This window comes from Cellulophaga sp. L1A9, from assembly GCF_009797025.1.
In the GTDB taxonomy this organism is placed as follows: domain Bacteria; phylum Bacteroidota; class Bacteroidia; order Flavobacteriales; family Flavobacteriaceae; genus Cellulophaga.
On the sequence record NZ_CP047027.1, the window covers coordinates 4,155,078 to 4,168,643 of the forward strand.

General features: G+C 34.9%; 9 protein-coding genes. 3 read left to right on the forward strand and 6 right to left on the reverse strand.

From position 1 onward, the window contains the following. Positions 1 to 43: 43 nt before the first annotated feature. Complete coding sequence (locus GQR94_RS18285; protein WP_158977946.1) at positions 44 to 1,801, reverse strand: FAD/NAD(P)-binding protein; 1,758 nt, start codon at positions 1,799 to 1,801, stop codon at positions 44 to 46. A 138-nt stretch (positions 1,802 to 1,939) separates the two neighbouring features. Next, positions 1,940 to 3,754, reverse strand: coding sequence for an alpha-amylase family glycosyl hydrolase (locus GQR94_RS18290; RefSeq protein ID WP_158977948.1), 1,815 nt, complete (start codon positions 3,752 to 3,754; stop codon positions 1,940 to 1,942). A gap of 256 nt (positions 3,755 to 4,010) precedes the next feature. Between GQR94_RS18290 and GQR94_RS18295 the strand changes: the two genes are divergently transcribed. Further along, the gene (locus GQR94_RS18295) at positions 4,011 to 4,550 is read left to right on the forward strand and encodes a hypothetical protein (RefSeq protein WP_158979685.1); all 540 of its coding nucleotides are present in this window, start codon (positions 4,011 to 4,013) and stop codon (positions 4,548 to 4,550) included. An 82-nt stretch (positions 4,551 to 4,632) separates the two neighbouring features. Here GQR94_RS18295 and GQR94_RS18300 read toward each other — a convergent pair whose 3' ends face one another. Together GQR94_RS18300 and GQR94_RS18305 are read right to left on the reverse strand one after the other, a co-directional pair. Next, positions 4,633 to 5,484, reverse strand: a complete 852-nt coding sequence (locus GQR94_RS18300) for an SDR family oxidoreductase (protein ID WP_158977950.1) — start codon at positions 5,482 to 5,484, stop codon at positions 4,633 to 4,635. Positions 5,485 to 5,678: 194 nt separating this feature from the next. Next, on the reverse strand, positions 5,679 to 6,125 hold the full coding sequence (locus GQR94_RS18305; RefSeq protein WP_158977952.1) for a response regulator: 447 nt from the start codon (positions 6,123 to 6,125) through the stop codon (positions 5,679 to 5,681). 264 nt (positions 6,126 to 6,389) lie between these two features. On the opposite strand from GQR94_RS18305, the gene GQR94_RS18310 reads away from it, so the two are divergent. Further along, positions 6,390 to 6,542, forward strand: coding sequence for a YqaE/Pmp3 family membrane protein (locus GQR94_RS18310; RefSeq protein WP_158977954.1), 153 nt, complete (start codon positions 6,390 to 6,392; stop codon positions 6,540 to 6,542). 182 nt (positions 6,543 to 6,724) lie between these two features. Then, positions 6,725 to 8,854: a catalase gene (locus GQR94_RS18315; protein WP_158977956.1), complete on the forward strand. Its 2,130-nt coding sequence runs from the start codon at positions 6,725 to 6,727 to the stop codon at positions 8,852 to 8,854. A 152-nt stretch (positions 8,855 to 9,006) separates the two neighbouring features. Here GQR94_RS18315 and GQR94_RS18320 read toward each other — a convergent pair whose 3' ends face one another. Together GQR94_RS18320 and katG are read right to left on the reverse strand one after the other, a co-directional pair. Beyond that, positions 9,007 to 10,275 (reverse strand): chloride channel protein, encoded by a 1,269-nt coding sequence (locus tag GQR94_RS18320; RefSeq protein WP_158977958.1) that lies wholly within the window; start codon positions 10,273 to 10,275, stop codon positions 9,007 to 9,009. A 444-nt stretch (positions 10,276 to 10,719) separates the two neighbouring features. Beyond that, positions 10,720 to 12,996 (reverse strand): catalase/peroxidase HPI, encoded by a 2,277-nt coding sequence (gene katG / locus GQR94_RS18325; RefSeq protein WP_199271491.1) that lies wholly within the window; start codon positions 12,994 to 12,996, stop codon positions 10,720 to 10,722. Positions 12,997 to 13,566 lie beyond the last annotated feature (570 nt).

The window sequence follows — 13,566 nt, forward strand, 5'->3', positions numbered from 1 at the left end:
TAGTAAAATACTAACTACTCTTTTTTTGTTCTGTATCCTACAATTAGGATGCTAATGTACCTTTTTTATTAAATGTATTGATAAAGTCTGCTACAACAATACGGCTTGTCAATTCACAAGATTGTAACCCAAAAGAATACGGCCTTAAGCCAGACGTGTGTGTAAATGATAAATCATAGGCATTTGGCACTTCTTTTCCTGTAACATCAATAAGTTTAAAATTGGCAGAAACATCAATACCGCTTAATTTTAGATACCAACTCTTTTTATTTTTAATAAGGTTAAACTGATGCTCCTCTTCCATTAGGCTATACATTTTTTTGATACTAGCAACCTTACTTCTGGCAGCTCTTGTTTTACCAGAAGTCACTAAGGATTGAAAAGGAAAGTTGTCTAAGGAAATTGATTTTTGACCCGAACACGTAATAAATTTTCTGTAAGCTATTTTTTCGTTTTCGACCTCAATGAACGTTTCTTTTACATCGTCAGACTTCTGGGGCAAGACTTTTACAGCTCCTTTTTTCAGGCTTAATTTTCCTTTTTTATGTAGCGCAAGCATAATCTTAGCAGATTCTAATGGCATAGCGGCGATAACATTTAATAAGAAGGGCATCACTTCTTTATTAAATATATAGTGATCCTCAGCAGCTAAAAGTTCGGCATGAAAATTTAAGGTGTACATTAAATCATCAATCACTTCTTTCCAGTAGATGGGCTGCTCTTTTTTCATAGCGTTTCGTGCCTCTTTGAGCTCTTTTTCCATACCCTTAAAAGGATCTGGATATTCATGTTTTTCCGTCATGATATCCACAAAATCTAAAAACCCAAAATCATCATTCTTTAATTTAGCGACAACATCAAGCAGATCATCTTTGTATAATGCTTTGCGCAAAGCAGGTTTACAAACTTTATTGAAATAGGAATCTAAACCTAGAAATCCGTTTTCATCCAATACATCAAGCAATACATTTTTTGTAACATGTCTATAGACTTCTCTTAGGGGCTCTTTCTGTTCGTATTGCAAATGAGGCAACCAACCATTAAAATCATGCATTACAATATTAAAGTCTTTGGTATGTGCATCGGGAATGTATTCAATTTCAGAACCTTGTTTTTTAAAATGCCCATGCCTTCTAGATAACGAAGAGACCACATCAAAAGCACTCAAGGAAGCGCCTAAAATGCCTACTGTGTAATTGTCATAAGTTCCTTTCTTTGGTAATACTTTGGTGATAGGCCAGGGCGATGCAAAATATCCGGTTTGTTTATTATCCTCATTAATCCATTCATGCCCTGAAGCAATGATAACAGTGTCACATTGAATCGTATTTTTATTCTGAATGACTATCTCAAAACCTGATGAAGTTTCTAGCGCTATAATATCAATCACTTCTGAGTTGCATAGTTCTTTAACTTGAATGTTAGCCTCTTCTAAAAGGCCTTTATAATGCTCATATTCATTTTTAAAATACTGTCCTAAAACCAATCTTGGATATACTACGGTTTCAGAAATTTCGTTCGGATCTATATGTAGCGCTTCTAAAGTTTCTGTAGTTTGTTGCTGTAGCCATGTTGCTAGAGACTGACTTAAAAGTGGAATTTCTTCGGATGAAATATTAGACATATTACACAATTCGGTGTATTTATCAGAATAAGGCATACCCATGCCTGCAACAGCTTCTTTCTCGATAATATAGATAGTCTCAATTTCCTCAGAAATTAAAGCGCGATTATCTACTATATTTTTTAATACGTAGAGGGCTGTTGGGCCACTACCTATAATCCCGATGCTTCGTTTCATAGTGTTGGTTTATATGAGGATTAATTATAAAATTAGTTTTTGGTTTATATTCCTATTGACTCAAATACCAAAAAGAAAAGCCCTAAAACTATCTGGTAAACCGGATTGTTTTAGGGCCTTATTTCCTTAGAATTGTTTTTATAGCGTATATATTTGACAACAATACCCAGGAATTGTCAATTTTCCAGTCCAAGATTGTCCATCTGTTTCTTCCTCGAAATGATTAATTCCTTGAATCTCTAAATCAGAAAAGTCAGGGTCATAGCCTTTCCAAGAGCTATTAAAACGTAGTTTCCAATCATGATTATCTTCTAGCCCAATACCATAATCCGTATAATCTATAGTACTAAAGTTTAAAACAACAAGAACAGGTTCTTTTTGGTCCCTATCTTCTCTAATGTAGGATAGAATTTTAGTGTCATTATTAAAGTGGATTATTTTAATGCCTTGATCTCTTAAGCCTGCAGTTCTATCTTGTTTTCCCGTTCTTAAAAGAATTAAGTCTCGAACTAATTTTTGAATGCCTTGGTGTTTTTCAAATTTCTCCCAATCTAAAGCTTCGGTATCTTGAAAATATTCATCTTCTATAAATTCTTGACCTTGAAACAGCATAGGAATGCCAGGAGCTGTTAAGGTTAGTGCTATACCTAAGATAGCACGTTTTTTTGCAAACGCACTATCTGCTTCTCCTGGTTGTATTTCTTCGGGTACTCTAGCTTTACCATTGGCAACTTCATCATGAGATTCCGTATAAATAATTCTGGTAAAGACATCTTCACCATATTTAAATTCTAGCGCATCTACTATTTTTTGTAAATCTCGGGAGTTGTCATAGGTGTCTTCTAAAACTTCTCTTACAGGATGAACAAAATTCATATCCCATTGGCTGCCGTATCCTAAGCCATTATATTCAATGGCATCTGTGACTTTATTTTCGCCTTTTAAATCTTCGGCTATTGTTAAGATCTGAGGGTATTTCTCTTGTAATTCTGCATTTATATCACGCATTAGAATATTCCCTTCTTCAATTTCAGTATCGTACCCAAGTCCGCCGCCTTCATATCTAATATAGGAGGTCGCATCCATCCGTAGCCCATCACACTTATATTTTTCTATCCACAGTAAAGCATTATCTCGAAGGTACTGCCTTACCTCAGGTCTACCATAATCGGGTCTAGTATCTCCCCAAGGCGTTTCACTTCTATAATCGTTGTAAAAATAAATTCCCCCTTTATCATTTTCTCCCCATCCATCAAACTGCCATAAATCTACATCAGAAGGTCCTAGATGGTTATACACCACATCAATAATTACAGCAATACCTTTTTCATGTGCTGCCTTTACTAATCTAGCAAAGCCATCTGGCCCTCCATAATCTTGTTCAATAGCGAAAGGATGTGCGGGATTATAACCCCAGGAAATTCCACCAGCAAACTCTGCAACAGGTAGCAATTCTATACAGTTGATGCCTAATTTTTGTAAATAGGGAAGTTTTTCAATCACACTATCAAAATCAGCAACCTTGTTAGGATCTTTTCTATTGAAGGTACCTACATGAAGTTCATAAATGACCAATTCATTCCAACTCACCATTTTAAAAGTATCATCACCCCAATCAAAATCAAGTTTTCTAACAATAGAATTACCTACGCTATTGGTAACTTCAAAAGCATAAGGATCGTTACGCTCATATTCTTGGTCATTGTTATGAATTATATATTTGTATTCATCGCCCTCCTTTACGGAATCAAAGGCTGCTGCCCAATACCCATTATCCTCTATTTCAAGAGGCATACTAGTTCTATCCCAATCATTAAAAGACCCCATAACAAACACTTTCTTTGCATTTGGAGCCCAAACTCTAAATGTAGTATCACCCTCTTTTAAAACAGCTCCCATTCCCTGAGATTTGTTTATGGTCATATCCATTTCTTTATATTCTATTCCAGCCATTTTTTTATCTTTTAGGTATTCAATTAACGCCACTCTAAATTAGTTCAAGAAGTTTAGTGCCAATACCTCAAAAGGTTTTTTTGTTAACCCAAACTTCTTTTAAAGCATGCTTATTTTAAGTAAGAAAAGGCGCTTATTTAAGTGTCTTATAGTTATAATTTGATTTTTTATGGATTGTGTTAATTCTTAGACGGTTTAGAATACTAATTCGGTGAAAAGGATAGTATTTTTCGCAATACAAAATGATAAAACAACAATGAACATAAGTAAGTACACAAAAAGAGCAATTATAGGAGGTGTAATTTCCTTACTTGCCATAATGACGGGAACATTTTTATTAGGAGAGCTAAGTGGTTATGAGGCAAAAGTTTTAATCAAGCATTCTTTGTCTGGCCTAAATATGTTATGCAACACCATTGTATTAGCTTCGGCTACTATTCTAGCTTTGCTTTTAACTTTATTAAGTTTGAGTTCTGCCTCTAATACAAAGTTGAAAAGAGATCATTACTTGCATGTTTTGCAAATTGCTAAAACCGTAACGGCAGTGTTTATAATGGCCCTCATGTCTTTTTTAATTTTCAATCTGCCTATTACCGAATCTGATAATGTACCAGACAACTGGTTCAATGCAATATATTACGGGAGTTTAATAGTTTCTAGTATTCTAAGTTCGGCCCTGATTGTTGTAGTATTAATGCTTTACAATACGGTTGTTAATATCATTCGAATTGTTGGATTGGGAGAAAAGGACCATCCCTTAACGATAAAGGAAGAGGATAATAAAGCTGACGCATAATGATGAATAGAAATTAATTATGATAAAAAATCCCAAATATCATATTTGGGATTTTTAAGATTATTGGATGTTTCAATAATGACTAACCACCCACCACAATACCTCCATTAATATGTAAAATTTGTCCTGTCATGTAACTGGAGTCCTCTGCTGCTAAATACACATAAGCGGGTGCTACTTCTGAAGGTTGTCCACATCTTCCTAATGGGGTATTTTTTCCAAAATCGCCTATATCTGTCATCGTTGCAGGAATTAATGGTGTCCAAATAGGACCAGGGGCCACACCATTCACAAGTATACCTTTTGGGGCTAATTGCGCAGATAAAGATCTTGTAAAAGAAGTAATCGCTCCTTTAGTAGAGGCATAATCAATTAATTCGTCATGACCTTTGTATCCTGTAATAGAGGTGGTGTTAATTATTCTAGCACCTTTTTCCATATACTGGTACGCTTGCTGTGTAAGGTAAATCATAGACAGAATATTGGTCTTAAATGTTTTCTCTAGGTGTGCTACTGAAATATTAGAGAAGTCTTCTTCTACATATTGTGTAGCCGCATTGTTTACCAGAATATCAATTTTACCGTAGGTTTTAATAACAGTTTCTATAAGGCTTTGACAATAGGAATAGTCTTTTAAGTCTCCACCAATTTTAATACAGTTTCTTCCTTCTTTTTCAACCATTTTTACCGTTTCTTCGGCATCCTTGCGTTCGTTAAGATAAGCGATGGCAATAGCTGCACCTTCTTTTGCAAAATGTACGGCTATAGCACGGCCAATACCACTATCACCACCTGTAATTAAGGCAACTTTACCTTCTAACTTTCCGCTACCTTTATAACTTGCTTTTATTATTTCGGGTTTTTCATTCATAAGCGCCTCTAAACCAGGGCGTCCTATTTCTTTTTCGTCTTTCTCTTTTAATTTCTTGCTCATCGGTTCTAAGTATTAAGTGTAACTTGTTAAGTTGAGTAGCTGTAGTATGGAACTATAGCTTACGTACAAAGAAAAACTTGTTTGTAGAAAATGATTGATGCTAAAGGATGAAAAATTATCGTAATCTATCTAGCTAATAAAAATTTGAAGAATACGTATTTCTTAAAGTGTTCTATTAAGGGAACTAGTGTAAATTAAACTTTAAGGAGGAAGTTATCTTTTTTAAAATTGCATAAGAAATCTGGCCAATTCATGCTTAGAATTTTTTCCATGCATTTTTTTAAATCTTGAAATCTACTGGGTTTAATGATATAGAGGTTGGCACCTTTTTCATAACAACACTGTATATCTTGACCGGAGGATGAAGTAGAGTACATGGCAATAATTACATTCTTAAAAGGCTCATGATTTCTAATATATTCCAAACACTCTATCCCATTCATCACAGGCATGTTTAAGTCCAGAAAAATCATATCAGGAATTATGGAACTATTTGCTTCAAAAAAACAAATAGGTTCTTTACCATTCGTAAATTCTTTCAGCTCAAAATTTACTTTTAAACTTTCAAGACCTTCAATAAAAAAAGAGCGGTCATCTTCATCATCATCAACTAACCATATTTTTAATTTAGTATCGGTCATACATCTAATGAGATTAGGGTCTTCTGTGGTCGGTGAAATTAGGTTATTTTTTAATTGAGTTGATCAAAAAAAATAAAGATAATCAATTATTGACATTAATTTAAGGAATAAAATTGATGATACAACTATGTAAAGCCTTATGAATTACAATTAAGTTTTAAGCAAGGCCGTTGCAAAAATGCATATTAGCAAAGATTTCTAGGTATTGCGTTAATCTAGAATGAGCGGCTATATTAATTTTGTGGAAACAAAAAAAACATAATTATGTCGATACTAACAATACTTTTGAATATATTTTTACCACCATTAGCTGTTTTTTTAAAGCATGGGCTAGGCACAACATTTTTAATCAGCGTAATACTTACCATCATAGGCTGGTTACCAGGAGTTATACACGCTTTTATTGTAAATAAATAATATTTTGATTTATTTAGTTGATGGAGCCACTGTTTATACAGTGGCTTTTTTCTTTCATAAATGGCTAAACAGCTTGCAATTGAGTTAATCATTCTTGTGTTTAAGGCATTTAAAATTCTTTCTTCCTTTTAGTTTTATCAGAGATTGAGCACATCATATAAACAACTCAAAACCCTAAAACAATGGAGGATAAAAACACACCTACGGAAAAAGATAAACAATTAGATAAGTATAAGGTAGATAATACAGATAAACCCCTAACTACGCGGCAAGGTTTAAAAGTAAATGACACCAATAACTCTTTAAAAGCAGGGCCTAGAGGTGCTACATTGCTTGAAGATTTTCTGTTGAGAGAAAAAATACACAATTTTGATCATGAACGTATTCCGGAACGGATTGTACATGCTAGAGGTAGTGGCGCCCATGGATATTTTGAATTGTATGAAAGCATTGAAGAATATTCTAAAGCAGGTATTTTTACCGATACCAAACGTAAAACACCTGTATTTGCACGTTTCTCTACCGTAGCAGGTTCTAAGGGTTCTACAGATTTAGCACGTGATGTACGCGGTTTTGCTGTAAAATTTTACACGGAAGAAGGAACATGGGATTTGGTAGGAAATAATATGCCCATTTTCTTTATTCAAGATGCCATGAAGTTTCCAGACTTGATCCATTCTGTAAAACCAGAACCCAATAATGAAATACCGCAAGCAGCTTCTGCTCACGATACATTTTATGATTTTGTATCCTTAACTACAGAAACCCTTCACAATCATATTTGGGTGATGAGTGATCGGGGAATTCCTCGTAGCTTCAGGATGATGGAAGGCTTTGGAATTCATACCTTCCGTTTGATAAATAAAGAAGGCGAAGCGCATTTTGTAAAATTCCATTGGAAACCAAAATTGGGCGTTCATTCTGTAACCTGGGATGAAGCTGTAAAAATTAGTGGCGCAGATTCCGACTTTCATAGAAGGGATTTATGGGAGGCTATTGATTCAGGACAATTTCCGGAGTGGGAATTAGGACTTCAAATTATTCCAGAAGCAGATGAACATAAGTTTGATTTTGATTTACTTGATCCAACAAAATTGATTCCAGAAGAAATGGTTCCTGTGAAAATTATTGGTAAAATGGTTTTAAATAGAAATCCAGATAACTTTTTCGCAGAGACAGAACAAGTAGCTTTTTTACCAGGGAATATTGTCCCAGGAATAGATTTTACCAATGATCCGTTACTTCAAGGGCGCTTATTCTCTTATAGGGATACACAATTATCGCGCTTAGGAAGCCATAATTTTCATCAGTTGCCCATCAATAAATCTATTGCTCCCGTGCATAACAATCAACGAGATGGCCATATGCAAATGGAAATACCAAAAGGGAATACGGCCTATTTTCCAAATTCTTTAGGAGGTGGGTGCCCCTATTTATCCTCTGTAGCTGAAGGCGGATTTGAATCGTATCAAGAGCGTATTGATGCAGATAAAATACGTTCTCGTAGTGAAAGTTTTAGTGATCATTTTTCGCAACCAGCCTTGTTTTATAGAAGTTTGGCCTCTTGGGAAAAAAATCACGTGATTGATGCGTATTCTTTTGAGCTAGGGAAGTGCACTCATGAACATATAAAAGAACGGATGTTATGGCTTATCGCTCAAATTGACGAGGCTTTAGCAAATGAAGTGGCTGGGAATATAGGAATGAGAGTACCGGATGATATAGAACGGCCCATAAATCAGGCTATTGGTGCCAATGCTAATGTTGAAGAACAACAACCTAAAAAGAAAAAGATATACTTAGAGGAATCTCCAGAATTAAGTCAGGCATATACAAAATTTGAGACCATTGCGACACGGCAAATTGCATTCTTAGTTTCTGACGGTTTTCATATGAAAGATTTTGATGTGATGAAGAAAGCTTTAGAAGCAGAACATGCCGTAGTAAAACTTGTAGCACCACATGGTGGTACCGTTATATGTGATGAAAAAATGGAGCATAAAGTAGATGCCTCCATTATGACTACAGAAAGTGTGTTATTTGATGCTATTTATATTCCAGGAGGTAAAAAGTCTATAGATGCTCTCTTAGCCAAATCAAAATTCACCAAATTTATCAATGAAGCCTTTAAACATTGTAAAGCAATTGCAGCGGCTAATGAAGGCGAAACTTTATTGGATGCTACTGCCGTAGCTGATTACAAAAACGATGCTGCGGTATTGATCAATAAGGAAGCAAAAGATTTTATTGCAGCAATAGCGAAACATCGCAATTGGGACCGTATGGAAATTGCTCAAGAAATTGCAGTATAATTAAAGCGAAAAGCCTAGAAAGATAATTTCCTTTCTAGGCTTTTTTATGTGATTGAATGTGTTTAGATATGCTACGATATTTAAAAGTGAAAATCAGAAGAGTATCTATAAATCATTAGAGAAAAATGGAGAAGATTATCTTCTAAAAGGTGTTATTCCTTTTCCATTTGAGAACTAATAAAAGGTATCCTAGGCGCTAAAAAATAGCCTGTTAAACTTGCAAATAATATCGGAATAAAATGTCCAAATCCGGTCAAAGTCGCAAGTAAAATGGTTGTGCTCATTGGAGTTCGTGTTACACAGGAATTTATTGCAGCCATACAACTAACTATTGCTAAGGATAGGTTTATTGATGGAAATATTTTATGAATGATAAGTCCTAAGCTTGCTCCTACAAAAAAAAGTGGAATAATAAATCCGCCTCGCCAACCTGATGTTACCGTTATTGAAATGGCTAGAATTTTACAAATTAAAATAGCAAACAATAAGGTCAACGAAAAATCACCCAATAGTAATTCGTTTATTTCATGGTGCCCAAAGTATCGGGTGAGTGGAAAGTAAAAAGCTATTACACCAAGTAAAATACCACCAATAAGAGTTTTAATGTAAATTGGGAGGTGTAGTTTGTCAAAGATAAATTTGAAAAATTTTATACAAAAAATAAACCCCCAACCAAAAGCAGCTCCAATAATAGCAAAAGCAACAGCATACCCAAAATCAAAAATTCCTGAATATTTATATGCAGATAAATCCCACGTTGGCCCAAGGCCTAAATGAATGATTATTGCAAAAACCAAATAGCTAAAACAACTAGCGACAAAAGCGGGTATTATCGCTTTGTAGTATTCCACTGCATGCTTATGATGTAGAATTTCTAAAGAAAATAAACTTCCACCTAAAGGAGCGCCGAATAAAGCCGTAAAACCTGAAGCCATGCCCGCAATACTTAAGGACCTTAATTCTTCACCTTTAAGTCTAAACATTTTACCAATCCATGTACCAGTAGAACCCGTTATTTGTACTAATGGAGCTTCTGGTCCAAGACTACCTCCTGAGGCGATACACAAAACAGAGGATAGTATCATCGAGAGATTGTTTTTTGGGTCAAGTTTTCCCTTATTAAAACGGATGTTATTTACAATTAAATTTATTTCACCTGGATCTCCAATAAAGTGTATAATTAAACCAGCTAATAGTCCGCAAGTTGCCATCAGGGGAATGACGAGCCAACCATCAAAAAATGCTAGTTGATGTGTTAAGAATTCAAGTCCAATCCAATATATTCCAGCTATAATACCACCTATCAAACCTAGAAAAGCCCATAGAACGAAAGACCTGCTAAAAACAAAAGGATTAAATTTTACAGGTTGATCTAAAATATTTAAATAACTAACTAATTTTCTTCTTCGCTTTAATTGCACTTTTTATTGTCTATTTTAATAGCTTTTTTGAAGCACAAAAATACTAAATAAAAGAAGGAACACGATAACTTTATAAGAGGAGTTTTGCCTAAGAAAAAGGGCGTAGAATAAATGTTTTTCTGTTTTTTAATGGTTGTTTTAGAATGCGTGATTTGTATTTAAAACTTAGGTAAAGATGATGGGTTTTCTATAAATCAAATTAATCATAAAAAGAAAATAGAAACATCACCGTATAGGGTTTTAAAAAACGCAAATGTTTTCAATAGAGATTTCATCAAACACAATTTAATAGCTGTTTTTTTGATTAAAAAGGTAGGAGTATAGCTTTTTTTAGGAGAAGAGATTAAAACACTTTTCCTTTTCCGAGAAAAGTTAATACATAAAATAGCGGCTTCGATATAAAATCGAGGCCGCTATTATTTTAAATACTATTGCGTTGCTGTTTTATTTTAAATCAAATCGATCAGCATTCATCATTTTTGTCCATGCTTTTACAAAGTCGGTTACAAATTTTTCTTTGCTATCGTCTTGTGCATACACTTCTGCATACGAACGTAAAATAGAATTAGAACCAAAGACTAGGTCCATACGTGTAGCTGTCCACTTCAATTTTCCTGTTTTACGGTCACGGATTTCATAAAGTCCTTTTTCAATAGGTTTCCAAGTATTCCCCATATCGGTTAGATTCACAAAGAAATCATTGGTTAAAGCTCCTACAGAATCAGTAAAAACACCATGTTTAGTATTATCATAATTTGTACCTAACATTCTCATACCACCAACAAGAACGGTCATTTCAGGAGCAGTTAAGCCCATTAGTTGTGTTCTGTCTAGCATTAATTCTTCTGGACTTACCACATATTCTTTTTTGCTCCAGTTACGATAGCCGTCTGCTAAAGGTTCTAAAGGTTCAAAAGAATCTGCATCTGTCATTTCATCAGTTGCATCTCCACGCCCTGGCGCAAATGGAACATCAATATCAAAACCAGCAGCTTTTGCAGCTTGTTCTATTCCTAGGTTACCGGCAAGAACTATAGTATCGGCAATACTAATGCCAGATTCTGCAGCAATAGGCTCTAAAACAGATAGTACATGTGCTAAACGTTTTGGTTCATTTCCTTCCCAATCTTTTTGAGGAGCTAAACGAATACGAGCTCCATTGGCTCCACCACGTATATCTGAACCACGGAATGTACGAGCACTATCCCAAGCAGTAGCAACCATATCTGAAACAGATAAGCTAGACGCTGCTATTTTTTCTTTCACGGCTGTTACATCATAATCAGAGGTTCCAACCGGAATTGGATCTTGCCAGATTAAATCATCTTTTGGCACATCAGAACCAAAGTATCTTACTTTTGGCCCCATATCTCTGTGTGTTAATTTAAACCAAGCGCGAGCAAACGTTTCAGAAAAATATTCTTGATCTGCCATAAATTTTAGTGAGATATCCTTATAAATAGGATCTACCTTCATCGCCATATCCGCATCGGTCATCATTGGATTAAGACGAATGCTAGAATCCTCAACATCTACAGGTTTGTCTTCCTCTTTAATCGTCACAGGTTCCCATTGCCATGCGCCAGCCGGACTTTTACGAGGTTCCCATTCATGATTGAATAACATTTCAAAAAAGCCACCATCCCATTTCGTAGGGTTTGTAGTCCATGCGCCTTCCAGTCCACTAGTTACGGTATAACGACCTTTTCCTGATTTAGTAGGGTTATGCCAACCCATTCCTTGTTCTTCTACATTTGCAGCTTCAGGTTCTGGTCCCAAAATACTGGCATCACCATTACCATGAGTTTTTCCTACAGTATGTCCGCCTGCGGTTAATGCAACCGTTTCTTCATCGTTCATTGCCATACGAGCAAAGGTCTCACGTATTTGAGCGGCAGTTTTTAAAGGATCTTGTTTGCCATTAACACCTTCTGGATTCACATAGATAAGTCCCATTTGAACGGCAGCTAAAGGATTTTCCATAGTAGAAGGTTTGTCTACATTATCATAGCGCTCATCACTTGGTGCCAACCATTCTTTTTCAGCTCCCCAATAGGTATCTATTTCAGGATGCCAAATATCTTCACGTCCGAAACCAAAACCATAGGTTTTTAATCCCATATCTGCATAAGCAATGGTACCTGCCAAGATAATTAAATCTGCCCAGCTCACTTTATTACCGTATTTTTTCTTGATAGGCCATAATAAACGTCTAGCTTTATCTAAGCTAACATTATCTGGCCATGAGTTTAAAGGAGCAAAACGTTGATTTCCAGAACCACCGCCACCACGACCATCGGAAGTACGGTAGGATCCAGCAGAGTGCCAAGAAAGACGTATAAATAAACCTCCGTAATGACCCCAATCTGCAGGCCACCAATCCTGACTGTCTGTCATCAAAGCGTGCATGTCCTTTTTTAAAGCCTCAGTATCTAATTTTTTAAGTTCTTCATGATAATCAAAATCTTGGCCTAAGGGATTCGTTTTAGTATCATGTTGGTGTAATATATCCAGATTAAGTGCATTAGGCCACCAAGCCATAACAGATGCTTTGTTTGATGTATTCCCGCCATGCATTACAGGACATTTACCCATAGATGAACCGTGACCATTTTCGTGGTTAGCTTCAGTAATAGTTACGCCTTCATCTTGCTCTTTTGCTTGTTGGTGTGGACATTTACTTTCATCGTCTGATGGGTTTAAATGTTTATTGTCTTCCATATCTTAAAGGTTTTAGGATTTTAAAATTTCTTACTTGGCGAATTTAATCTAGTTATCATGTTTAAATCTAATAATTTAATTTCCATATTCTATCCAACTATAAATATAATTTATATAAAAATGTTTTTCTATAGTGAATACCGATGATTAACTTTGCTATAGCACTACTTGTAAATATAAGATGTATTTTCTTACACAAAAAGTCATTATATCGGTTCTTTTCTTATACTTTCATTTGTCTTATAAAAAGAATATATCTTTGATGGTTCCTAAGCTATAGGAAATCAGCTGCTTAAAGATATAAATTTATATTTATACTTATTTTAGTAGGAGTGAAGTAGCAATTACTTACAATGCTATGTGTCATTTATTTAATTTTTTGCTTTTAATCTACTATGATTTTTAAAAATCACGATAGATAACGGAATTGTAATGGCCTCTTTTAAAATTTTAATTTTTTCTATTTCTTATCATCAATTGAAGTGCATTTTTTTTATAAATACTACAGAATGATTTGAATCATTTTGTAGTACCCTGATATACAGTATTTTTAAGAAGTATTAAAAATAA

Bases quoted from the DNA above. Each gene is read 5' to 3' on its own strand.
- GQR94_RS18285 (WP_158977946.1), bottom strand. From the start codon at position 1,801: ATGAAACGAAGCATCGGGATTATAGGTAGTGGCCCAACAGCCCTCTAC.
- GQR94_RS18290 (WP_158977948.1), bottom strand. From the start codon at position 3,754: ATGGCTGGAATAGAATATAAAGAAATGGATATGACCATAAACAAATCT.
- GQR94_RS18295 (WP_158979685.1), top strand. From the start codon at position 4,011: ATGAACATAAGTAAGTACACAAAAAGAGCAATTATAGGAGGTGTAATT.
- GQR94_RS18300 (WP_158977950.1), bottom strand. From the start codon at position 5,484: ATGAGCAAGAAATTAAAAGAGAAAGACGAAAAAGAAATAGGACGCCCT.
- GQR94_RS18305 (WP_158977952.1), bottom strand. From the start codon at position 6,125: ATGACCGATACTAAATTAAAAATATGGTTAGTTGATGATGATGAAGAT.
- GQR94_RS18310 (WP_158977954.1), top strand. From the start codon at position 6,390: ATGTCGATACTAACAATACTTTTGAATATATTTTTACCACCATTAGCT.
- GQR94_RS18315 (WP_158977956.1), top strand. From the start codon at position 6,725: ATGGAGGATAAAAACACACCTACGGAAAAAGATAAACAATTAGATAAG.
- katG (WP_199271491.1), bottom strand. From the start codon at position 12,996: ATGGAAGACAATAAACATTTAAACCCATCAGACGATGAAAGTAAATGT.